Annotated in this window: 15 protein-coding genes and 2 pseudogenes; 7 read left to right on the top strand and 10 right to left on the bottom strand. The window is 71.2% G+C overall.

All coding sequences use genetic code 11. The features are described 5' to 3' along the window. Positions 1–391 precede the first annotated feature (391 nt). Entirely contained in the window at positions 392–1,726 is a 1,335-nt protein-coding gene (locus LUX31_RS35195; RefSeq protein WP_235479347.1) for a S8 family peptidase, read from the top strand. After that, positions 1,723–1,971, top strand: a complete 249-nt coding sequence (locus LUX31_RS35190; protein WP_235479346.1) for a hypothetical protein — start codon at positions 1,723–1,725, stop codon at positions 1,969–1,971. Before LUX31_RS35195 ends, LUX31_RS35190 begins: the two co-directional genes overlap by 4 nt. A 170-nt stretch (positions 1,972–2,141) precedes the next feature. On the opposite strand, the gene LUX31_RS35185 is transcribed toward LUX31_RS35190, so the two are convergent. From LUX31_RS35185 to LUX31_RS35175, 3 genes and pseudogenes are all read right to left on the bottom strand, one after another. Continuing rightward, positions 2,142–2,423, bottom strand: a complete 282-nt coding sequence (locus LUX31_RS35185; protein WP_235479345.1) for a carboxypeptidase-like regulatory domain-containing protein — start codon at positions 2,421–2,423, stop codon at positions 2,142–2,144. Then, on the bottom strand, positions 2,420–3,355 hold the full coding sequence (locus LUX31_RS35180; RefSeq protein ID WP_235479344.1) for a trypsin-like serine peptidase: 936 nt from the start codon (positions 3,353–3,355) through the stop codon (positions 2,420–2,422). The genes LUX31_RS35185 and LUX31_RS35180 overlap by 4 nt, the downstream gene beginning before the upstream one ends. Positions 3,356–3,568: 213 nt before the next feature. Beyond that, a pseudogene (locus tag LUX31_RS35175) lies at positions 3,569–4,087 on the bottom strand (thioesterase family protein); the annotation flags it as partial. Between LUX31_RS35175 and LUX31_RS35170 the strand changes: the two are divergent. After that, positions 4,083–4,259, top strand: coding sequence for a hypothetical protein (locus tag LUX31_RS35170; RefSeq protein ID WP_235479343.1), 177 nt, complete (start codon positions 4,083–4,085; stop codon positions 4,257–4,259). The pseudogene LUX31_RS35175 and the gene LUX31_RS35170 overlap by 5 nt on opposite strands. A 111-nt stretch (positions 4,260–4,370) precedes the next feature. Beyond that, on the top strand, positions 4,371–6,851 hold the full coding sequence (locus LUX31_RS35165; protein ID WP_235479342.1) for a WD40 repeat domain-containing protein: 2,481 nt from the start codon (positions 4,371–4,373) through the stop codon (positions 6,849–6,851). A gap of 115 nt (positions 6,852–6,966) precedes the next feature. Here LUX31_RS35165 and LUX31_RS35160 read toward each other — a convergent pair whose 3' ends face one another. Beyond that, a complete protein-coding gene (locus LUX31_RS35160) occupies positions 6,967–8,694 on the bottom strand; it encodes an Imm49 family immunity protein (protein ID WP_235479341.1) in 1,728 nt (575 codons plus the stop codon). 4 nt (positions 8,695–8,698) lie between these two features. Next, positions 8,699–15,598, bottom strand: a complete 6,900-nt coding sequence (locus LUX31_RS35155; protein ID WP_235479340.1) for a hypothetical protein — start codon at positions 15,596–15,598, stop codon at positions 8,699–8,701. A gap of 550 nt (positions 15,599–16,148) precedes the next feature. Between LUX31_RS35155 and LUX31_RS35150 the strand changes: the two genes are divergently transcribed. Continuing rightward, complete coding sequence (locus tag LUX31_RS35150) at positions 16,149–16,712, top strand: helix-turn-helix transcriptional regulator (protein ID WP_235479339.1); 564 nt, start codon at positions 16,149–16,151, stop codon at positions 16,710–16,712. Between the two features lie 92 nt (positions 16,713–16,804). On the opposite strand, the gene LUX31_RS35145 is transcribed toward LUX31_RS35150, so the two are convergent. The 3 genes from LUX31_RS35145 to LUX31_RS35135 all read right to left on the bottom strand — a co-directional run bounded on the left by LUX31_RS35145 (position 16,805) and on the right by LUX31_RS35135 (position 19,992). Then, entirely contained in the window at positions 16,805–17,662 is an 858-nt protein-coding gene (locus tag LUX31_RS35145) for a hypothetical protein (protein ID WP_235479338.1), read from the bottom strand. An 82-nt stretch (positions 17,663–17,744) separates the two neighbouring features. Continuing rightward, a complete protein-coding gene (locus tag LUX31_RS35140) occupies positions 17,745–18,620 on the bottom strand; it encodes a hypothetical protein (protein WP_235479337.1) in 876 nt (291 codons plus the stop codon). A gap of 277 nt (positions 18,621–18,897) precedes the next feature. Then, a complete protein-coding gene (locus LUX31_RS35135; RefSeq protein WP_235479336.1) occupies positions 18,898–19,992 on the bottom strand; it encodes a peptidoglycan recognition protein family protein in 1,095 nt (364 codons plus the stop codon). A gap of 525 nt (positions 19,993–20,517) precedes the next feature. On the opposite strand from LUX31_RS35135, the gene LUX31_RS35130 reads away from it, so the two are divergent. Then, positions 20,518–20,928 carry a hypothetical protein gene (locus tag LUX31_RS35130; protein ID WP_235479335.1) on the top strand — a complete coding sequence of 137 codons (411 nt, stop codon included), beginning with the start codon at positions 20,518–20,520 and terminating at the stop codon, positions 20,926–20,928. An 80-nt stretch (positions 20,929–21,008) separates the two neighbouring features. Here the strand turns inward: LUX31_RS35130 and LUX31_RS35125 are convergent, their stop codons facing one another. Next, positions 21,009–21,170 (bottom strand): hypothetical protein, encoded by a 162-nt coding sequence (locus LUX31_RS35125; RefSeq protein ID WP_235479334.1) that lies wholly within the window; start codon positions 21,168–21,170, stop codon positions 21,009–21,011. Here LUX31_RS35125 and LUX31_RS38045 point away from each other — a divergent pair. Then, positions 21,099–21,314, top strand: a pseudogene (locus tag LUX31_RS38045) (helix-turn-helix domain-containing protein); the annotation flags it as partial. The gene LUX31_RS35125 and the pseudogene LUX31_RS38045 sit on opposite strands and share 72 nt — an antisense overlap. Before the next feature lie 162 nt (positions 21,315–21,476). On the opposite strand, the gene LUX31_RS35120 reads toward LUX31_RS38045, so the two are convergent. Beyond that, the gene (locus tag LUX31_RS35120) at positions 21,477–21,920 is read right to left on the bottom strand and encodes an RlpA-like double-psi beta-barrel domain-containing protein (protein WP_235479333.1); all 444 of its coding nucleotides are present in this window, start codon (positions 21,918–21,920) and stop codon (positions 21,477–21,479) included. Positions 21,921–22,057 lie beyond the last annotated feature (137 nt).

The following is a 22,057-nucleotide window of genomic DNA, read 5'->3' as shown; positions in this document are numbered from 1 at the left end:
ATGTGCTCGACTGCTCGACTGCTCGACTGCTCGACTGCTCGATTACTCGGTGCGAGGCTCCAGTTGAGGCAGCTTCCGGCCCGTAGTCTCCACCGCGCCCGAAAAGGTTGCCGGGGTTTCGGAAATCGTGGTGGTGCCGGTGACGCCTCCGGAACTGCGGCAGCGGTGCCGTGTTGCGGGCCCCTGCACCCGGTGCGACGGTGGACAAGAGGGCGCTGCCGGGACAACGGCCCGGCAGAGAGGGCCCCGTGAGCGACGGGTCGCCCGTCGACAAGCGGCCGTACCGCGCCGCCCCATCATCCCTGCCCCACGATCCGTGGAGCCTGGCGCTGCCGTGTGCATCGGCGCGCGTCCACCGACCCGGGGAAGCACACAGAGAGCGGGAAATTCCATGGCGAACGGACCCTTGGACAGGCACGCCTACGGCGAGCAGCCGGACCGTGACAACGGCACCCCATCGGACCGGGGCGCGGAGTACACCGGTCGGTATGTGGTCCTGCTCGACCCGAACAACCAGGAGAGCGGGCTCAGCGCACTGCGTTCCGCCGCCGACATCGCGCCCGTGGAGCGCGTCCGGGGAGCCGAGACCGCCAACGTCGCCGCGCTCCTCGAGAACCCCGACGTCTCGGTGCAGTTCGAGGAACTCGGCGCCGCCGTCGTCGAGGTGCGGGCCGATCAGCGCCTCTCGCTGGTGACCACGGCCGAGGCCGATCCCTCGATCCTCGCGGCCGAACCGGAGCGCATGGTCTACACCTCGCAGATCATGGCCCCGGACCGGGCGCCGACCGCGTTCTTCCCGTCCTACCGCAGCGACGAGGAAGTGATCGAACGCCAGGCCAACGCCCTGATCGCCGCCGCACAGGGCCCAGCCCTCGACGAGCGGACGTGGACCTGGGGCCTCCAGACGATCCGGGCCAACCTGTCCAGCCTGACCGGACGCGGCGTGAAGATCGCCGTCCTCGACACCGGTGTGGACACCGACCACCCGGACCTGGTCGGACGTATCGAGGAGACGGCCTCCTTCGTGCCCGGCGAGAGCGTCGAGGACGGACACGGCCACGGCACGCACTGCATCGGCACCGCCGCCGGCCCGGCCAACCCCCAGCAGGGACCCCGCTACGGCGTGGCGACCGAGGCCGGGATACTCGCCGGGAAGGTGCTCAGCAACGCGGGCAGCGGCAGCGACGGCCAGATCCTGGCGGGCATGGCCTGGGCCGTCGCCCGCGGCGCACGGGTGATCTCCATGTCGCTCGGCGCCCAGGTCCGGCCGGGCGAGCTGTTCCCCCAGACGTACGAGAAGCTGGCCCAGCGCGCGCTCGAGCGCGGGACGTTGATCGTCGCCGCCGCGGGCAACGAAAGCCGGCGGCCCCAGCTGATCCGGCCCGTCGGCCGACCCGCCAACTGCCCCTCCATCCTCGCGGTGGCCTCGCTGGACAAGGCACTCACGACATCGTCCTTCTCCTGCGGCGCCATCAACGGCGACGGCGGCGAGATCAACATCGCCGCGCCCGGCAGGGACGTGCACTCGGCCGCCCCCGGGGGCGGGTACCAGTCGATGTCGGGCACCAGCATGGCCACGCCGCACGTCGCGGGTGTCGTCGCGCTGCTCGCCGAGGCCCACCCCAACGCCACCGCGGCCGACCTCAGGGCAGGCCTCCTGTCCGGCGCGGCCCCGCTGACCCAACCCGTCGAGGAAGTCGGCGTGGGTCTGCTGCAGGCCCCGTGAGCGGGTCCACACGGTCCGAACCGGTCGGAGTCATCCTCGCGGTTGACCCCGACCGGTTCGCGGACGTGATCGAGGCCGCGCGACGAACCGGTTTGACCGTCACGGGCGAGCAGCCGATCCTCGGCACGCTGTCGGGAACCATCGCCGAGGAACGGATCGCGGCTCTGAAGGCGGTCGACGGAGTCGAATCCGTGGACCGCGACCGCGCCATCGGCCTCCCCCCGCCCGACTCCCCCATCCAGTGAGTCCGAGATCCAGTGAGTCCGAGACCGATCGGCCACACGAACACCCCCCGGTTCAGGGGGTGTTCGTGTGGCCGATCGGTCAGTGTCTGTCAGTGTCGTCCCGCGAGCCCCGCCGGGCCGGAGGCGGACACCTCGAGCCCGCCGGGACCGGACCTTGAAACCCCACGGCCTCAGACGCGGAGCAGCGCCTGGGCCGGTCGATCGCCGCGTGCGGTCACGCTCGCCTCCGAGACGCCGCCGTCCGGTGTCCTGCACTGGACGGTGTAGACGCCGTCGGCGCGGACGGCGAGCGTGAAACTCCCGTCGGCGGCGGACAGCACGGCGATGTCGGGGTACGGCTCCGGTCCGCCGGTGAGGTACACGCTGGCGTCCGGAACGGGGTTGCCGGTCACGTCCCGCACCACTCCGGTGATCAGGCGTACCGACTCGTCACCGCGCCGTCCGTCGGTCATGCGGTCCAGTTCGACAGGTTGTCGTAGACAGGCCTGGTGATCCTGGTACCGGAGTTGGCGGTCGCCCCGCCGTAGGCGTGCACGGCGATGCCGTAGCGACCGCCGTCGACGATGCGGTACACGGCGCTGCCGCTCTGTCCGCCGGCCGTGTCGATGTCGTAGTACACCTTCAACGGGTTCACCGAGCTGATGCCACGGCCGTCGTACCACTGCGTCCCAGGGGGTTTGTCCCCCGGGTACCCGGAGATGTTGGCGACGGACTTGAGCAGATCCGCGTCGGGCCAGGCCCCGAAGCCGAACCATCCGGTGGTGGAGCCCAGTTCCGTGGGGATGATGATGGCGCCGTAGTCGTAGTTCTCGTCCCCGGAACCCGTCCAGCCCGTCACCGAGCGGAAGTTGGTACTGGTGACAGAGCCGTACGGCAGTGTCGTCCCGTTGCGCCCTGGCATGACCTGGATGCTCTTGACCCACCCGTCGCGTCCGTCCACACCGCTGCCCTTGATGTACACCACGTGACCGGCCGTCGCGAGCGTGTGCGGACCGATGAACCACGCGGTGCCGATCCACCGGGAGTTGTCCGCGGCGGTGATGAGCAGCGACGCGTGCGCCCGCCACGGGTAGATTGCCGTGTCCGTGATCTGGACCCGGTCGTCCGGTGGGTGAACGGTCTCGACCACCGGGTGCGCGGGGCCGAACGACGCCTCACCGATGTCGGGCAGGACGACGGTCGGCGCCGTCCACACCTCGGCGGAGAGCGCGTCGTACTCCGGGCGCCGGTAACCCTCCACGTCTTCGAGACCGTCGACCGAACCCGGCGGGGCGGGTGTTCCCGCCACGCCCTCCGACGGGCTGCGGAAGACCGGCTGCTCCGCGGCGAGAGCCGACAGTTCTTCGGGCTGGTTCGACACAGCGGTGTGCTGATCACCTGTCATGTCCGTGGTTCCTCCCTTGGGGATGCCGACGCGCCACGGTCCACCGGTGGCTGCCGGTGAACGGCCGGAAGGATCGGGAAAGGTACGGCAGGGCTCTGCCGACGGCGCCGTACCGCGGCACCATCTCGGCCCACACCCGTACAAACTCCCCTAATAGCCATGATAGGCCCATTCAGGTGATCCGGCATCGGCGTCCACGAGGCGGGGCGGCGCTCAGGACCCGGTTCCGGGGATCGGCCGCACGGTGAGGATCTGCTCCGCCTGGCCGACCGGACCATGGATGTCATACAGGACGCTGCTGGTGAGTCCCTGCCCGGTGGGTCCGAAGGTGACGGTGGTGTCCAGGCCGGTCCACGGGCCTTCGGGCTGGCGGTGCAGGTGGATGGTCAGATCGACGTTGGGGAACATCCAGGCGGTGGGCGGCTGTCGTACGGCGATCCCGTTGGCGGTGTCGACGAGGGAGACGTAGGACGCGAGCGGGCTGCTGGGCTCGCCGTCGACCAGGGCGAGGCTGGTGGAGACCCAGGCCGTCGTCCGGCCCGGCCGGGGCGGGGCGGGCGTACGGAAGTCCAGCGAGGCGATGTACCCGCCGGGCCACAGCTCCGTCATCGGCCACGGGGTGAGCGCCTCGGGCGGGGTGAGCCGGTCGTCGGGACCGCCGGCGACGGCCGAGGTGTCGAGGACGGCGAGGAGCCAGGCACGGGCCCGGACCACCGGGCGGCCGGCTATGAGCAATCTCACCATCGGTTTCTTCGAACGGGTGGGCGCTCCCGCGGAACTCGCGGCGGTCACGGCGAACCTCCCGCCGGCCGTCCTGCAACTCGCGCCGGCCATGAGTGAGCAGGCCAAGGCCACCCTCACCAGCCTTGAGGCGACCGACCACGCAAGGACAGTCACCGACTGAACGCGCACAGCGCATCGGCAACGGTCCTGCGGGCGGGCGCGCCCTCGGCGCCATGCCGAACGGCCCGCGCCGCGAGGGTCGTTGTCAGTGCCGCCCCATAGCTTTGGGGCCATGACTGAACGTTCTGATCATGTGTCCCGGGAAGCGAACTCCTCGCCCGAGCCTGCCTCTTGGCAGGTGGACTGGACGTGCGGTTCCGCGTCCGATCCCCGGCTGCTCCGCTCCTTGAACGGTCATGACGCCCCCGTGGTCGCCGTGGCGACGGCGGTCGTCGAGGGGCGTCCGGTCGTCGTCTCGGCGAGCCGTGACGCGACGGTGTGTGTCTGGGACCTGACGACCGGGGACCGGCTGCATACGCTGACGGCGGCTCCTCCCGACCCGATGTCGTCGTTGTCGCCCGAGTTGCTGGCCCTGGCCACGGTGGTGGTAGACGGGCAACCCCTGGTCCTCACGTGCCACGCCGACAGGACCGCGAGGCTGTGGGACCCGGCGACAGGGCGTTCCGTGGGCGAACTGGCCCTGGGAATGGGGCAGTTGGTCCTGGACGGCCGGCAGGTGATGCTGACCGTCGGGGCGGACCGGACGCTGGGTGTGTGGGACCAGGAGACCGGCGGTCGACTCGGCGTGTTCCCTCACATGGTGGACATAGGGGTACTGGACGGACGCGAGGTCGTTGTGACGTGCCCGCCGGACCACCCCCCGCAGGTGTGGGACCTGGCCACCGGCCGCGAGGTCGGCGAGTGTCTGCCGGCCGAGGGGCCGACGGGAATCAAGGAGTGGGAGATCGCCGTAACCAAGGAGGAGGGGGGCCGGGCCGGGCGGGTGTGGGACATGGAAAACCACGTCCTGCTGGCAGCCGACCTGCGGGAGCTGCTGACGGACGCCGAGTACGAACACGCGGTGTCGGTCCTGTCGTACGCCGACAATGTGTCGACCCTGACGGTCGTCGACGGCCGGGTCGTGGTCGTCGACACCCACTACGACGGTCCACCGGAACTCGTCGGCGACCTCGTCCCCGTCTTCTTTCCCTACGGCCCGTCCCCGACCCTCACCCTGGAAGGGCGCGGTGTCGCGCTCGCCGTGGGCGTGGACGACACCCTGCGCTTCTGGGACCTGCCGGCGAGCCCCATGGACTCCACCGGCCCTGACGGTACGCGGAGCATTCGCAGCATCCCTCTGGAGGCAGCCGCGGGCAAGGAGCTGACCAAGGGCGGTCCGGGAGAGCACGTCGACCTGGCGAGCCTGCTCTCCGCCCGGACGAACGGCCTGGTCGTCGCCGAGTCCGCCTCGGAGATCCGGGTGCGGGACGCCTACCGGAGCCTGCTGCTGGGGGACACGCCCGTCTCCCTCGTCCCCGGTGCGGACGGCACCGTCACGCCTTGGCACGCGCTCGACCCGACGCCCGCGGGCAGTGTCCTGACCGGTCACACCGACCGGGTGTGGGCCATCGACAGCGCCGAGGTCGGGGCGCGCACCCTGGCTGTCACGACATCCCGAGACCGCACCGTACGGGTCTGGGATCTCGCCACCGGCGAACAGCAGGGTGAGCCCCTCACCGGGCACACCGGCCAGGTGTGGGCCGTCGCCACCGTTGTGGTGGACGGACGTTGCACAGCCGTCACCGCAGGGGAGGACCACGCGGTGCGCACCTGGGACATCACCACTGCCCCAGGGGACGGCGGCCGGCTCCGTACCGGACACACCGAATCCGTCCTGGCGGTCGCCACTGCGGTCCTCGACGGCGTCCCCGTGGTCGTCACCGCGGGCGCCGACCACACCGTACGCACCTGGAACCTGACCACCGGCTCGCAGGCCTCCGACCCCCTGAGCGCAGAGGTGTCCGCCATGGCGACGGCGATGGTGGGCGGAGCCCCGGTCGTCGTCACGGCCACTCCCGACGCCACCCTGCACATGGTGGAACTCGCCACCGGCCGAACCATTCACCCCCCGTCCCCCAGCGGCCACGGCAGAGTCCTGGCCATCGCCTCGGCGACCCTGGACGGCCTGCCCGTCGCCCTCACCGCGGGCAGCGATCGCGTCGTGGGCGTCTGGGACCTCACCACCGGACAGCCCCTGGTCCCACCTCTCACCGGCCACTCCAGCCGTGTCACCGCCGTCGCCACCGCGGTTCTCGACGGACGGCCCGTGGCAGTGACGGGCAGTTGGGACAAGACGGTGCGACTGTGGGACCTCGCCACCGCCCAACAACTCGGCGAACCCCTGACCGGCCACACCGACTGGGTGACCGCCGTGGCCACCGCCACCCTGGACGGAGTTCCCGTCGCGATCAGCAAGGCCCGGGACCGGACGATACGCGTCTGGAACCTGTCCACGGGCCGGCAGATCCACGACGCCCAGGTCGCCGAGTCGGGCTCCAGCCACACACTGGCGGTCTCGGCGACGTCCGACGGAGGGCTCGTCGCGGCCTACGGCGAGGACCGCACCGTACGGTTCCACGACCTCACCGCAGGACACCCGGCCGGTCCCGACCACCTGCTCCCCTCCCCCGTGCACGCACTCGCGGCAGCACCGGGCGGACGCTTCGCGGTCGGGTTCGGCCGCGAGGTCGGGGTGCTGTCGAGGCCCTCCTGACAAGCCAGGGACGCGGGGATACGGGGATGCGGGGGTGCGGGGGTGCGGGGCCGAATGCCGGCGTCCAACCCGGGCCGGAGCTGGGGGAACTGATGCGGCAGGCGCTCGCCACGATCTAATCGGCGGTCAGCAAGCGGTAGGGCTTCGGGAAGAACGCCCAGTGATCATCGCACCAGACCAGTCCGTCGTACGAGATGCCTGCGGAGTTTCCGGGAGAGTGGTACTGCCACGCGGCCCACACGCGCGTCGGCACCAGCAGGTTCGCCACCGACCGGTATCCGCCGGGGAAGGGCCGGGACATCGCGTTGTCGTCCGCGAGCGCGCCGGCGGGCGTGAGGTGGATGCGGATCCGCGTACGGTCCACCGGGTGCCGGAAGCCGATCCCGGCGTCCCACATCTGCTCGTACCGCTGCCTGGCGGGCTCCACCATCTCGCGCACGAACACCTTGGCGTAGTCGGCGTCCCGCGGCCGCAGCTCCCGCAGCGCGGCGCCGGTCCGGTCCGCGGCGATCGCCCGCAGAATCGGCTCCAGCTGGACCTGGAGCGCGGCCATCGAGATCCCCGCCTGCACGCGCGGGTCGATCGCCTCCCTCCCGGCGCCCCACTCGCGCAGCATGTCGCGCCAAGCACCCTCCACGGCGGCGAGCCGCTCCGGATCGAACCGCCCCGGCTCAGCGCGGTACGCGGCCCGCCCTCGCTCGTGCAGGAAGCGCGGCTCCGGGCGGGTGCGCGCATCGGCGAGGCAGTCGGCCGCCTCGCTCAGCCAGGCGCCGCGCTGTTCCAGCGGCAGGCCCTCGCCGTCGGCCCGCCCGGCGAGCAGGTCCGCCGCCAACACCAACTCGCCCACGTCGAGCAGGTCGTCGAGCGGGTCCGCGTCCTGTTGCAGCGGTGGCGGCTCCACCGAGACGGTCGCCACCGGCAGGCCCGGCCCGTCCTGGGCGGTGTAGGTCGCCATGAGCCGCCCATCGGCCTCGTGCAGCACATGCGTGCGGCCGGCGCGCGGAAACCCCTCCAGGTCCAGGAACCAGTGCACCTCCTCGGACCGGTGCAGCCGCCCCGGCGGGAAGTGGTAGCGGACCGCGTCGAGGGTCTGGCGTACGTCGCCCCGCACGAGGTCGAGTGGCACCCGCTCCGACTCGATGCGCACGGTCAGCCCCCGGTCGTGCGCCAACGCGGCCAGTCCCAGCACCGGGAGAGCCAGGTGGGACAGCGAGCTACGGCGCCGGTCCTCGGCGCTGTACCGCTCGTCGTACGCCCGCACCGCGGCTGCGAGCGCGTTGTCGAACTCGTCCTGCCGCCGCAGGCCCACCGCTTCTGCCAGGTCGAGCAGCGGCCCTACCTCAAGAGCCAGGTGGTCCCGATCGATGGCGTCCTCCGCCAGATACAGCGCGCGTCGAGCGGCCGCCGAGGCGTCCACGCCCGGAGCCAGGACGGCACGGGCCACCGCGGTCCACTGCGGCGCCTTCCAGCCCAGATCCTCGATCAGGGCGGACCCCGACAGCGCGCTCAGCGCGGCGGCGTCCCGCAGTGCCTGTGCCACGCCGTGCGCCAGGAGCCACACACCGATGGTGAACCCCACCCCAGAGGCCGGGAACGACGACGATCCGCCGGCCAGTGGCACCTCCACCGAGCCGACCCGCCGGACACTGCCCACGGCCGCTGCCGCGCCGGCGGAGGCGATACCCCGCAGCGCCTCGTCCCGGACGGCGATGTCGCCGGTCGCGGCCGCGAGGCACGCCCGCTCGATCTCGGTCTCCAGCAGGTCCACGCCGTGGGCGCCGCTGGGCTCCCCACTCAGTTGGGCATCCCTCAGTCCGCTCCAGAACTCGAGCTTGCCCGTCAAGTCGCTACTGGGCACGCTGCGGACCCCGAATCGAGAGATCAAACTCGCCGACCTCCGGTGGCATCAGGCGTCCTTTCGCGTCTATGGGCTGCTTCACGTAGTAATACTTGACCCGTCCGAGCCTGAGCGCCGCCAGGAGCTTGTCGCCATACTCCGCCCTGCCGGGCAGACCCGAGTTCGACATCGCGTCCGCAAGGCTCAGCAAGTATTCATAACGCCCCTGCTCCACCCTAATAGCTGAATCGTGGAGGCTCTGGCGAGTGCCGAGATCGGCGTCGCCGCCCTTGCATTCGATGAGGACGATCGAGTTGTCGAGGTTCTCGTAGAGCAGATCCGGCAGCCCGCTGCCCTGACTGGTCTCACCCTGGAGGTTCTTGAACACAACTGGGTCGCTCAGATGCAGAACCTCCTCGGCATACTTGGTGCCGGCCAACATGCCGAGCATTTCCGAGGCGTTTCTCGTGATCTTGTCGTAGCGCTTCAACCAGGTGTCCACCTTGGTCTTGCTCAAGCCGAGAAGCGGCGCCATGACGTTGGCCAGTCTCGCCCGCAGCCGCGTGGAGAGCTGCCGGGTTCCCACCCACCGCCGAGACTCCGGGGTGTCCAGCAGAAGGTCGTGCCTGCTGACCGCCTCGCCTTCGAGGAAGCGCGACTCCCAGCCCGGCGTCGGGGCGTCCCGGTCGAGCGTGTGCACCTCTCGGCCGGTGAGCGCCGGGCTCCGCCAGACGGACGTGAGCGCACGGTCGAGGATATCCGCGATATCCGTATGTTCCGAGCGGTACTTGCCCTCCAGCGCGGACCGCAGCGCCGCGCGCTCCGATTCCGCCGGGACCTCGAATCGCCGCGCGGGCCCCCGGCCGGTGACCGCGAGGTCGCCCGCCTCCAGCAGCATCCGCCGGAAGTCGCCGACCACAGCGTCCACCAGATGTACGTCGTTCATCCGCAGCGCCAGTGTCAGCTGACCGGCCAGGTCCGCCGGACTTGGCTGCCGGCCGCCGATCCAGGCCCGGAAGAACGGGTTGTCGCGAACATGCAGCGGATGGTCGGGGCCGGCTCCCACGGGTGCGCTGTCCGAATCTCCGACGATCGCTTTCAGCAGCCGGTGCGCAGGCGAGCCGGACTCCAGGTTTCTGAGCGCGTTCCCGGCCCGCCGTTCGGCCCGTCCGGACGCGCCGGTCTGGCCGAACAGACCAAGGTGCTCCGCGAGGCGGGCCGCGTCGTCGTGCAGCCGGGCGATGTCTGCGGATTGGTCCGGTGCGTCCGCCGCTGCGGCCAGCCTCCTGTGGTTCTCCACCTGACGAGCGATCACCTCGAACTCGGCCAGGCGTCCCCGGTCGTGCGCGGACAACGAGGTGAGGTTCGAGCTGCGCTCGAGCGCGTGCTGGTCCGTCCGCGTTCCGGCCGCATGCGCGCGGATCTCGGCGAACTCGTGAGCGAGCGCCCGCTCGACGTACCGCGGATCTGCGCCGGACGACACCTCGACCTTGTAGTACACGCTGCCGTCAGCCGCCTGGACCCGCTCGTACCTGGCGACCGGCACGCGACCGCCGAGCGCCGCGGCCGGCGTGTCGGTGACGGTGATCTCCACCGCGATCGACGGCGCGTCCCGGTGATCGAGCGTGATCCGCAACGGTGGCGGAGGGGGCTCACTGTGGACGTCGCCCTCGAACTGGCGGTCACCTCTGCCGACCAGGTGAGCCGGCGTGTCCGTCTCGATCTGTCGCTGCACATCGTGCGCGTTGGCGGCGGTCGGCTCGACGGCGTCCCCGCGGAACCGGGAGTCCACCGCCCCCGCCGTTCCGGATGCTCCAGCCGGATGCTCGGCCGTCGGCGGCTCCGGCCCGTCCACCATCGCCCCGCGCGGCACGGGTGGCCGCGCCAGTGGATCGGGGCTGGTCGGCGGCGTCGGCAGCGGGCCGGTCAGGTCCTCCAGCGACGGTGGCCGACGCGGGCCGCCGCGCCGGGGCCCGTCCGGCACAAGGTCGGCCGCCGACGGCTCCGGCCCATCCACCATCTCCCCGCGCGGCACGGGTGGCCGCGCCAGTGGATCGGAGCTGGTCGGCGACGTCGGCACCGGGCCGGTCAGGTCCTCCAGCGACGGTGGCCGGCCCGGGCCGTCGCGCCGGGGCCCGTCCGGTATCCGGCCGGGGCGGTCCCCGTGCCCGGAGACCGGTTCGTGTCCGGCAGCCCCCCGCAGGTTCCGGGCCTGCTGGGCGCGCTGGATCGGCCCCTCCACCGGCCCCGCCGCGCTGTCCTGAACCGCCGACTCCAGGCCGGCCTTGCCCATCTCCGTCAGGATGTCGCCCGCGTCGCCGTGGAACCTGCCCGTCGCCGAGCCCACGCCCAGTTCCACGCCCTTGCCGGTCGCGCCGCCGAGGAACGACGACGTGCCGCGCAGAGCCGTGCGCGCGGCCAGCGAGTCGCTCAGCGCGTCGCCGAGCGTGGGACGTGGGCCACCGGCGACGGCGCGGCCGACCGGCAGCGACTCGAAGGCCTGCGACGTCACCGTGCTGGCCGCGCCGGCGAGCGCGCCGGTCAGCGTGGCTTCGAGCAGCGCCGCGAAGCCGGACCCGAAGCCCTTGCTCCAGGTCGCCTCGTCGAGCAGGGCGCCGCCGAAGCCGCCCAGGCCACCGGTGGCGGCGCCGATCACCAACAAGTCACCGAGGGTGCTGCCGGTGATGCCGCCCATGGTGCCCGCCAGGCCCTCGGCCGACCGCAGCGTGGTCATACCGGCTGCCAGGCTCTGGGTGCCGCCGCGCGCCACGATGGACAGGTGCTGGCCGACGCCCGCGGTCAGCGCCTGCACCGCGGTCATACCGAGGTCGACGGCGGCCTGTTCCCAGCCGTACCGGCCGCCGCTGACGGCACGGTGCACGGCCATCGAGCTGACGCCGGTCAGTCCGGCGATGGCGGCCAACAGCAGCGGGCTGGCCGCGCCGCCGGTCGCGACCGTGGCCACGGCGGCGGCGACCGCGCCGATCACCATGATCGTGGTGGTCAGGTAGCCGGCGTACGTGTCGATCTGGGCGGCGTAGTTCTCGGCCGCCAGCTTGCTCGCGTGTACGGCGGAGGCGAACTCGATCGGGTCCTGGCCCGCGTAGTTGCCGGTTTTCTCGTCGAACGCGGAACCGCCGGGCGCGATGGTGCGGCCCTCGGCGTCGGTCCAGACCGGGTTGCCGTGGTCGTCGACACGGACGGTCGCGCCCCCCAGCGTGGCGTCGAGCCGGGACTTCGCCGACTCCAGCGACTCGTCCGCGAGGCTGCCCTCGGCCAGCGAGGAACCGAGCCAGCCCGTCTCGTCGCGCTGCTGCTGGATGCGGAACGCGGCGACCTCGGCGGCCTCCCGGTCGTTGCGAGGCACACCGAGCAGCGCCACCTCCATCCGCAGCCGGTCGTCGCCGGAGAGCTCGGTGAACATGCCCTCGCCGCCGAACGTACCGAGGTCGTCGTCGAGCGCGGTGCCGGTGAGGTTCTGGTACGAGACGCGCATCGCGGCGATCTCGTCGCGGTCCATCCGTTCGACGAAGCGGAACATCAGTTCTTCGTCGGTGCCGGCGCCCTCCGTGGCGTACTTGACGGCCAGCGCGGCCGTCTCCGGTGTCGGGTACTGCTCGTGGGCGAGGCTGACGGCCAGGTCGCCCGCGTCCTTGTCGTCGCCGTACGCGGCGCTCAGCCGGCCCTCCAGATAGGCCTGCGCCGTCGCGGCCGTGCCGGCCTGGTCGGCGCCGCCGTATTCGGCGGCATACCTCTGGAAGACCTGGTTGCGCTCGTCCAGCGCCTTCTCGCGCTCCGACTCCGGTACGTTCGCGCCCGGTTTGAGCCGCGGGTCGACCAGCGCGGCGTCCAGCTTGAGCATGTCGGGGCCGCCGGGCCGCTGCGTCTCCACGGCGAGCCGGGCCGCGCGCGCGTCCACGCTGTTCTCGCCGCCGTGGATGAGCGCGACCGCGAGGTCCCGGTTCGCGCCGGTGATCTCGCGTGTCTCGATCTGCGTGGTGCCGTCGGGCCCGGCGGTCACCACCTCGATCGGCGCGAGCGCGTACTTCTCGACGGCGGCCGCGGCATCCTGCGGTGAGATCGCGGCCGTGCCGGGCCCGGCGTCGTCGATGATGCCCGCGAACTCCTGCTGCACCGCCACCCGCCGCTCGTCCGCGGTGACCGGGGTACGGCCGCGCTCGGTCGGGGCCTTGCCGTACTCGATGAGGGTGTTGTGGATCGCGTCGAGGTCGCCGGATTGGCGCGCCTCGTCGATCTTGTCCTTCATCCGGTACGCGTCGGCGAGGTTCTGGTTGCCGACGACGAGCGCGTCGAACACCTTCAGGTCGGTGCCGCCAAGGTTGTCGCGGACGTCCGCGAGGGCCTCCGCGCCCTCCGCGCTGCCCTTGAGCTGCTCCAGCTCCTCGGGCGTGAGGTTGCGCATGAGGTCCTCGATGCGCTCTTCCTCGTCGTTGAACAAGCCGGTGGAGGCATCCAACTCGGCTGTGGCGCCCGCGACCTGATCTCCGCGCAGGTAGGCGCGCGCGGACTCGAGTTCCCTGCCGCTGAGCTCGTCGAGCAGCGCCGAGTCGAGCGAGACGCTGTGGTCGCGTGCGAACACCCAGCTCAGCGCACGGCCCTGCGTGGGTGTCAGCCCGCGCAACGCCTTCGACACGTCCGCCTCTTCGGTGCCCATGCCCGAGAACGCGCGCACCAGACCGGCGGCCCGCGTCTCCAGGTTCAGCGTCACCTCGATGGCGGCCGCGCCGAGCGAGCCCGCCAGCCTGGCGGCCGGGTTCAGATACGGCGTGAAGGCCCCGCCGATGCAGTCCTTAAGCTGTTTGCCCGTCTCCGTCTTCCACGCGGTGAACGGCTCGGTCATCGCCGCCTTGGTCTCGCGGATCGCCTTGCCGAACACCTGCGCGAGCGGCATGGCCCACGCGTCCGCGACCTGGCGGACACCGCGCGCCGTGGCCGCGAACGACGCGTCGTGCCCGTGCACGAATTCACCGATCCCCCGCGCGCCGCTTCTCCCCGTCTCGCGCAGCGCGCCCGCCGCTTCCACACGTGCCCGCCCGGCGGCCAGGACCGCGGCCCGCTCAGCTTCGGCCACCGACGTGCCGGTCGACGCGTCGGCCTGGGCCACCAGGCGTTGCTGTGCGACGGCGAGTTGATCCACCTTCGGCCCTGTGTCCGCAGCGGCCTGCTCCGCGGACCGGCGCAGGCTGTCCGCGCCGTTCTCCGCCGCCTGTTCGAGCCCGCCGTGCACCGAGGTGATCATGCGGTCGAACACGGGCAGCCCGGTCTTCGCGGCCGTCTTCAGGCCGGTCAGCTCCGCGTCGGCCTGTGCGTAGGAGCCGTGCAGCAGCCCGTCGGCCTCGCTGATCAGCCGTGTCCGGGCCGCCGTGTGCCGCAACTCGATCGACTCGCGGGCGTCGCCGGCCATCCGGCGCAGCGCCTTACGGCCGTTCGAGGACTGCTCGTCGAGCGCGTCGTGGGCCGCGCGGGTCGCCTTGTCCACCGCGGCCTGGCCCTTGGTACCGATCTCGCTCTTGCGTCGGTTCAGCGCCAGGGTCAACTCGTTCTTGGCGAACTGCTTGCGCACCACGTCGATCTGGACGCGGTAGGCCTCCGACTGCGTCGTCGACGCCTCGCTCAGCATCACCTCGGCGTCCTTGACCAGGCCCGGGACGGCCTTGCGACGCGCCTCGTTCTGAGCCTCCACCAGCGGCGTCTCCCCGCCCCCGAACAGCGTGGACGCGGACGCGCCGTAGTCCAGGGTCGCCGAGATCGCCTCCCCGGCCGCGGTGGTGATCTCAACGGCGCTCTGTTCGAGTACGACGGTGTAGTTCGAGGCCAACTCGTCGACAATCGCGGTGATCTGGTCCCCGGCCGTCTCCGCGTTGGATCGCACCCGGGCCAGCGCACCGGAAGAGGCGGTGGCGACCAGCCCGCGGCCACGCCCCAGGGCACGAGCAAGACCGACGGTCCCCTCCTGGTACGCGGTATCGACGGTTTCCAGCGCCTGGACGCGCAGATCGTCCAGCTCGCTCTCGGCCCCCGCGACCCGGGAACGTGTCCGGGCGTCCACCTGGTCATGACGGTTCAGCGCGGCCCGGCCGAGCCGCTCCAGCAGCGACAACTGGGCGTCATGGGCACGCCGGGAGCGCTCGACGAGCCTCGCGTACGCCTGCGAGGCCCTGGCGAGCGCGTCCCGGTCGGCGGCGGCGTCCGCCCGCAACGGCGGCAGCGTGGGCGGCGCGTTGAACCGGCGTGCGAACGACGGCAACGAAAGCCGCTGCGGCCCGGCCAGGCTCACACGCTCGACGCGACGGCCGACGACCCCTCCGGCGACCCCGACGACGGCACCCGGCGTCCGGGGGCGCGCGGCTTCCTTCTTCGTCGCCCCCTTGTCCGGGCGGCCCGTGGTGCCCTTCGTGTCCTTCGTGCCATTCGTGTCCTTCTGGTCAGGGCGAAGTGCGGGCGGAACCTTCGCCTTCCGGACAGGCTTCGGCTCCGGCTTCCCCCCGGGCTCCGGCTTCTTGGGCGGCTGTTGCTGTGCCGGCTGCTGTTGCTGTGGCGGGGTGGGTTGCAGTGGCGGGGCGGGTTGTGGCGGGGCGGGTTGCAGTGGCGGGGTGGGCTGCAGTGGCGGGGTGGGCTGCAGTTCCGGGGCGGGTTGCAGCGCGGTGGGCAACGCACCCGCCTGAGCCGCGACGGCCTGGTTACCGATCAGGTCCTGCCCGGCCAACATCAGCTGTCCGGCCCACGCGGGGCCGGCACCCGGAGGCGACCCGTTCATCGCCGCGGTCACCGCCGCGTTTCCGATACCCGCCCGCGCCCGCTCGACCTCCGACGGCCCGGTCTGCATCGCCGAGCCCGACGCGCACACGGCCGGCGCGCGCAGGTCCGACGCCTCCGCCCCGGTCTGCACGCCTGGGTCCCGGCCCGGACACACCACCTGTGTCGCCGGCTGTGGCATACGGGCTTTGAAGGGCACAGACATGGTTGCCGCAGATTCGCACCCTGGGCGTCGCGACCTCGCCTTCACGGCGTCACGGGGGCATCACCAGTGCAGCGGTGACGCCGGGCGGAGGCGTCCGCCCGGCGCAAGAAGGGTCCATGAGCTCGGATCCCCCCTCCAAGGTGCAGAGTCTCCGCCCCGGGTTTGAGATCCGTCCGTCCCGGTTCACCGACGCGGCGGTCACGTCGATCACAAGACAAGGGGGCAACTGTGGGAGCGGACGGGGTAGTTGGGGACGGCGGGAACGGGGCTCCGTTCTTGGGCCGCTCCGTCGAACCGGCCCGGTTCGACGCGCTGCTCGACCGTGCGGCAGACGGCGCGCGCGGCACGCCACGGGGCGAGGAGTTCCGGGCCAACGGCCGTTCCCGGCTCGTCGACATCACCGGTGAGGCCCGCATCGGCAAGAGTCGGCTGCTCGGCGAGGTCCGCGCAAAAGGAGGCGGAACGACCGGGGCCGGCGATGCAGCGGGCGTCCGCGCTGCTCAGCGCCGCCCATCTGCCGCTGGCGCAGGGGGACACGGCAGCGGCGGCGGACCTGTTCGCGGAGGCCGCGGCGGAGAGCGCCCGCTGCGGCGCGGTCTTCTGGAAGGCCCACTCCCTGCTGCTCGGCGCCCCGCTGGAAGCGGCGGCGGGCCATGGCTGGGGCGGCCGCACGCCTGGCTCAGGGGGCGCCGGCTCGCCGAGGCGGGCGGCAGCGGAATGCTGTGGTCGGCCTCGCCGACGCCACCCGTCCGCCCGGTGGCGGCTCCGAGGCTCCGTACGGCCCCCGGACCGCGCCGAACTCACCCAGCGGCCGGCCGCCCTGACCGCCCGGGAGCTGGAGACAGCCGAGCTGGTGGCGCAGGGGCTCACCAGCCAGGCCATCGCGGACCGGCTCTACGTCAGCCGCCGTACCGTCGAGACCCATGTCTCCCGCGCCTTCCGCAGGACCGGGGTCGCCTCACGTACCGCCCTCGCCACGCTGATGGCCCGCCGCCGCACCGGGAGCCGTTTTCGGGGACGCCCGCACGGATCAGGAGACTGAGCCCGGTCCAGGTGCCCTCGGGGCGGTGATCGGTCAGCCTCCGCGAACCGGCCTCCGCGAACCGGCCACCGCGATCCCAGCCGGGAAGCCGCCTACCTGACGTCCACGAAGTCGCCGGGCGCCGTCGCGGAGCCGGTCGTGAAGGTGCCGGCGAAGACGAAGCGGTAGTCGCCGTCGGAGCCGGCCTTGGTGGTGGTGCTCAGGGCGCCGGTGCGGCTGGTCTTGATCGTCTTGAGGGTGGTCCAGGCGCTGCTGCCCTTCTTGCGGAACTGCAGCTTCACCGGCTGGGTCGCGTATCCCGTGGTCCTGCCCGTGGACCAGTCGGCGCGCGTCAGCTTGCCGGTGACCGTGATGGTCTTGCCCTTCTTCACCGGCTCCGGGGAGGCGTTGACGGTCAGCTTGGCGGCACGCTTGATGCTGGCCTTGGCGACGTCGTCGTCGGCGCTGGCGTTCGCGTAGAGGTCGTAGGCGCCCAGGAAGAGTTTCCAGGGCCCCGCGATGCCGTTGCCGTCCTTGAAGTCGACCGCGGGGTCGATGGTGAAGACCGTCTTGCAGCTGTAGCTGTAGCCGCCCTCGACCGTCGTCTCCGTGCAGACGGGGTTGTCGTCCGTCCCCAGGGCGCCGGTGATGGTGTCCGTGCTCGAACTGTCGGTGCCCTGCCACAGGAACGCCATGGTGAGGGCCAGGCCTTCCTCGTCGAAGGCGGTGAACGTGACGGGAACGGCCTTCTTGCCCGTCACGCCGAGAACGATGTCCTTGCCCTTGTTGACGACGCCGTTCTTGAAGGTGGTGCCGCCCAGCGCGTCCTTCGGCTGGACGCTCTGCGAGGCGAGGGCTCTGAGATCCGTCGCCGCGCCAGGGTGCTCCGCCGCCTGGGCGCCGCCCGGAAGAACGAGCGCCGAGAGTACGAGGGCGCCGGAAAGGACGGTGGCCGCAGTGCGCATACGCATGTGATTCCCCCCAGGGTGAGATGAAAAGGTGAGGTGAAAAGAGGTCAAGAGGTCGGTGCACGCCCGGATCCGTGGAAGGGGATCAGGGCGTGGGAGAGCGGAGGACGTCGTCGATGTCGAAGCTGTGGTCGGGCGTCGGGTAGAGCTCTGTCGGATAGAGATCTGTTGGATAGATGTCCGTCGGCTGGGAGCCCGGTGGGGGTACGTCGGCCGGGTCGGCGGTGGGCTTGCCGTCCGGGCTGCACACCTGCGGCGCCGAGGGCTCGGACAGTTCGTAGTCGGCGACCCGCTGGGACCGGAAGTCCACGGTGGCGCCACGCCAGACGGACCCTCCGCCGCCGACCTCGACCTCGACCTCCTCGGGCAGTTCCTTGCTCGTCAGCGGCTTGCCCACGGTGATCGAGAGGAGGGCGCCCTCGCAGGGACTGCGGTCCGTCGCGTAAAGGGAGGCAGGCAGGGCGATCTTCCGCTCGACGCTCGCGTCCGCATGGAGTTCGACGCGTTTCACCCGGCGGATGTCGAAGTAGTAGTCGGGCCGCGCCCCGTCCGAGAGGCGCCCGCCGTCGGCGCCGTTCGCGACTCCGTACACCAGCTTCCAGAACTCGACCTGCACGGTGATCTTCCGGCAGAGCGGTCCGTTGTACCCCGGCAGACTGACAACCCTCAGCCCGGCGCTCGCATAGTTCTCCTTGGGCGTGTCGACGACGAGCCGAACCCAGTCCCTGGACTCCTCGGCCGTCCACCCCGTGTTGTCGTGGCAACCGGACGCCCCGGTCGGATACGGAGGGGTGAGAGACGGGGTCGGCGAAGGACTCGGCGACTCGGACACCCCCGTCGCGCTCTCCGACGGATCCCCGGAAAGGGAGGTGCCGTGGGCGCTCGAACACCCCCCGGTGAACAGGACGGCCACGGCGAGGGCCCCGACGACAGGCACGACGGAGTCTTTCCGCGCTTTCATGCTCGGTGTCGTCATGAATGCAAGAAAACGGCATACGTGTCAGGGAGGCGTCGGTAGGAGTACGTAGTCCATGTACGTATGTGCCGACTGTAGGCTTGTCTGCTCGTTGACCTGCTGGCGGCGGCCGGCCGCCTGGAACGACGCCGTCGTCCGGGACCAGCTCCATTCGCGGTGTCGGGCGAGGGACCGGTCGGCTCCTTCTGAGTCAGCCGTCGCAGGGCGTCCGCTCCGGCGGACGCCCCTCTCGCGTGCTGTGGCTGACCGGGCCGGCCCTGTGTCAGCCTCCGGAACGCGCTGCCGCGACGTCCTCGCGCAGGGCGGGAAGGTCGCCGTAGAACGTGGTGCCGGGGCACTCGGTGGCCAGCCAGTCGCGGTGGCCGCTGATCATCTGGACGTTCTTCTTGACGCCGTTGACAGGGTTGACGAAGGTGACGGCGGCCTCGGGGTCCAGGTCGTGGTAGTCGGACAGCGCCGCGAGCAGCTTGGTCAGCGACGCGCGGGCCGCGGCGGTCGGGGCCTGGCTCTCGAAGGTGCCGAGTACGGCGATGCCGAGGTTGCCGGAGTTGAAGCCGGTGGCGTGGAAGGCGGTCACCATCTTCCCCTCGGCGTTGTGGGCCGGGATGCCGTCCGTGCCCGTGTAACGGCCCTCGTAGACGAGGCCTGCCTCGTCGATGAGGAAGTGGTAGCCGATGTCACCCCAGTCGTTGGTGATCGCGTGCAGGTAGTAGTACGCGCGAATGGTGGCAGCCGGGTCCAGGTCGCCGTTGGCGCCCGCCGTGTGATGCACCGTCAGCGTCTGGGCCTGGTAGTAGGTCTGCGGCGAGTTCTCGGTGCCGTCCGCCTTGAAGCGGAGGGATTCGTCGGCGCCCCAGCCGGCCCGGGTGATGAACTCGACGCCCCGGAACGACGCGGTCTCGGTGGCCACGGAGACCTTGAAGGTCGGACCGTTGACCGTGTCGATGGCGGTGGAGCGCACGTCGGTCGCCCCGTCCGGCATCGTGAGTTCGTAACCGGCGGCCCCGCCGGTCGGCACCAGCACGCTCGCGTTCTTCGCAGGTGTCCCGGCATCCCCGTCCGCTCCGGCGGCGCAGACCGGCTTCAGCGTCTGCCACGCGCCCGCCTTGCCGTCCTGGTCGAGCAGTCTGATCGCGGCCCCGCGCTGGGCCCCGGTCCAGGTGACCCCGACGTATTCGACGGGGAAGCCCGGCTCCGCGGACTTGGCTGCCGCGCCCGAGAACGTCTTCGCCCGGGTACGGGGCACACTCTCCTGCCGCGTCGTGGCCTTGGTCGGGGCGGCCGAGGCTAAACCCGGTACTGCGGCTGCCGCGCCGGCTGCGAGACCGGCCGCTCCGAGGACGGTGCGACGAGTCATGGCGCGCTTCTTGTGACTCAAGGACTGATCCCTTCGGGTCGTGCACGGCGTGACGAACGCTGCCCTGACGTCCCGTCACCTCGCATGGCCACGGGACAGGAGACAGGAGACAGCATCTGCCACTCCCTTCTCACCTTTAACATGCGTATCGCGCCGCACCGGTTGCTATGAGCCGCACCACATCCGTCCCCGCCAGACAGGCCCCAACTCCGTTGCGGTTTCCGCTATTTGACGGTCTTTCTGGACACTTCAGGCTGGGTCGACCTGAAGGGCGTGAGCCTCGACTGCTGGTCGCGCGAGGAGGCGAACGGGTTGTGGCCGAGGGGGCGTACTTGTGGGGCATGTTCTCTGGCGCGGACGGGCAACTCCGCGTCCGGCCAGGCCCATGCCTTCGTGGCGCTCATTGATCGAACTCCACACCATGTGATCCTGTGCCGCCTGTCGATGAGGCTCTGCCGTTGCCCGTGGCCCCGTCGTGCGCCGGTGTCGCCGTGCGCGAGTTCCCACTCCCAGGAGATGCGCGCGATGACAACCGCCCGCGACGAACCTTCGGAGCTGCCCCCGGTGCGGGAGCACCCGGTCCCCTGGCGGGCACTGAGCGTGGCCCGGAGGATCGTGACGCCGGGGGTCATCGAGTGGGAGCAGCCGCCCTCGGACTGGTTCCGGATCGTCGCGCATCTGCGGGGTACCGCCCGGTTCGAGGCGGACACCGGTGACGGCCGGTGGCGTTCGGCGTCGTGTGCGCCCGGCGACGCCTGCCTGGTTCCTCCCGGACGCCGCGTCAGGCTGCGCTCCCGGCTGCTCGGACCGGGCCCCCTGGAAACGGTGCACGTCCTCCTGCCTGCGGACGTCTTCGAACGCCATACGGCCGAGGTGCCGGCCGCCGGCCCGCCGATCTCCAGTCCCTGGAGCGGCTGGCGGAACAGGATCCGCTGATCACCTCCATGGCCGCCGCGCTGCTCCGGGCCCGCGACGCCGGAGCCGGGCAGCTCTACGCCGACTCCGCCGCGGAGTATCTAGCGGCACACCTCCTTGCGCCGCCGCACAGCGGACCCGCCGAGCCCCGTGCCCTCGGTACCCGGCAGATGGACACGGTCACCGCGTACATGCGGGCCCATCTCCACGACCGTATCGGCCTGGACGACCTGGCCCGGGAGGTAGCGATGAGCCGGTTCCACTTCCTGCGTCTGTTCTCCGCGGCGACCGGGCAGACACCCCATCAGTTCCTCACCGGACTGCGGATCGAGGCCGCGCGCCGGCTGCTGGAAGCCGGTGACGAACCGGTGGGCAGGATCGGCCTGTTATGCGGGTTCAGTACGGCCAGCCACTTCACCACCGTGTTCCGCCGGCACGTCGGTCATACGCCCACGGACTACCGGCGGCTTCGGCGGGAGACGGGTGAACAACGGGACAGGCCCGGCCGAGGGGGGCACCCGGCCGGGCCTGCAGAGGAAAGGGAATGGAAGGGAATGGAAGGGAATGGATCAGATGTAGTCGGCCCAGTAGGTGCTGAACCTGCCGACGCCGAGGTCAGCGATCACGCCGAACGCGGCGGGGCTGAGGTCCACGTCGTACGCCGCGCATTGCGCGCACCTGTCGACGATCTTGGCCCACGTGGCCTTCCCCGTCGGACCATAGACGATCACGTACTTGCCGCACACAGGGGAGTTGTTGGGGTTGGGGTAGCTGCCGTACATCTGCGGGGAGACCGCCGCCACCAGCTCGTTGTCACCGTGCCACTGACCGCACGCCCCGACACCGGCGCTCGGGTTGTACCAGGTGACGCTCCCGTAGTGCCAGGTCTCGGCGGAGGCGGGGGATGCGCCCAACGCGGTGGTGACGGCGACACCGGCGGTAACTGCGCCGACCGTGAGAGAGCGCCGGGTGGCGCTCTTCATGGCTTTGAGGGACTCCATGATTCTGGACACGTTCCAACTCCAGGGGAGAGAAGGCGAGTTCGCGGAGTCCGGATCCGGGACTGTGCACTTGCTGTGGCCAGCGCAGACAATACGCAATTTCTACGCGGGAACTCTGTCGCAAAATTGCGGTCAGTTGTCGGGAAGTT

The organism is Streptomyces sp. GQFP, from assembly GCF_021545335.1.
Classification (GTDB): Bacteria; Actinomycetota; Actinomycetes; order Streptomycetales; family Streptomycetaceae; genus Streptomyces.
Note: the sequence above shows the minus strand (reverse complement) of the source record. Positions and strands in the feature narration are given on the sequence as shown.

Excerpts from the sequence above, each read along its gene's own strand:
- LUX31_RS35195 (WP_235479347.1), top strand. The coding sequence starts at position 392 with ATGGCGAACGGACCCTTGGACAGGCACGCCTACGGCGAGCAGCCGGAC.
- LUX31_RS35185 (WP_235479345.1), bottom strand. The coding sequence starts at position 2,423 with ATGACCGACGGACGGCGCGGTGACGAGTCGGTACGCCTGATCACCGGA.
- LUX31_RS35180 (WP_235479344.1), bottom strand. The coding sequence starts at position 3,355 with ATGACAGGTGATCAGCACACCGCTGTGTCGAACCAGCCCGAAGAACTG.
- LUX31_RS35170 (WP_235479343.1), top strand. The coding sequence starts at position 4,083 with ATGAGCAATCTCACCATCGGTTTCTTCGAACGGGTGGGCGCTCCCGCG.
- LUX31_RS35165 (WP_235479342.1), top strand. The coding sequence starts at position 4,371 with ATGACTGAACGTTCTGATCATGTGTCCCGGGAAGCGAACTCCTCGCCC.
- LUX31_RS35150 (WP_235479339.1), top strand. The coding sequence starts at position 16,149 with ATGCAGCGGGCGTCCGCGCTGCTCAGCGCCGCCCATCTGCCGCTGGCG.
- LUX31_RS35145 (WP_235479338.1), bottom strand. The coding sequence starts at position 17,662 with ATGCGTATGCGCACTGCGGCCACCGTCCTTTCCGGCGCCCTCGTACTC.
- LUX31_RS35140 (WP_235479337.1), bottom strand. The coding sequence starts at position 18,620 with ATGAAAGCGCGGAAAGACTCCGTCGTGCCTGTCGTCGGGGCCCTCGCC.
- LUX31_RS35135 (WP_235479336.1), bottom strand. The coding sequence starts at position 19,992 with ATGACTCGTCGCACCGTCCTCGGAGCGGCCGGTCTCGCAGCCGGCGCG.
- LUX31_RS35130 (WP_235479335.1), top strand. The coding sequence starts at position 20,518 with ATGACAACCGCCCGCGACGAACCTTCGGAGCTGCCCCCGGTGCGGGAG.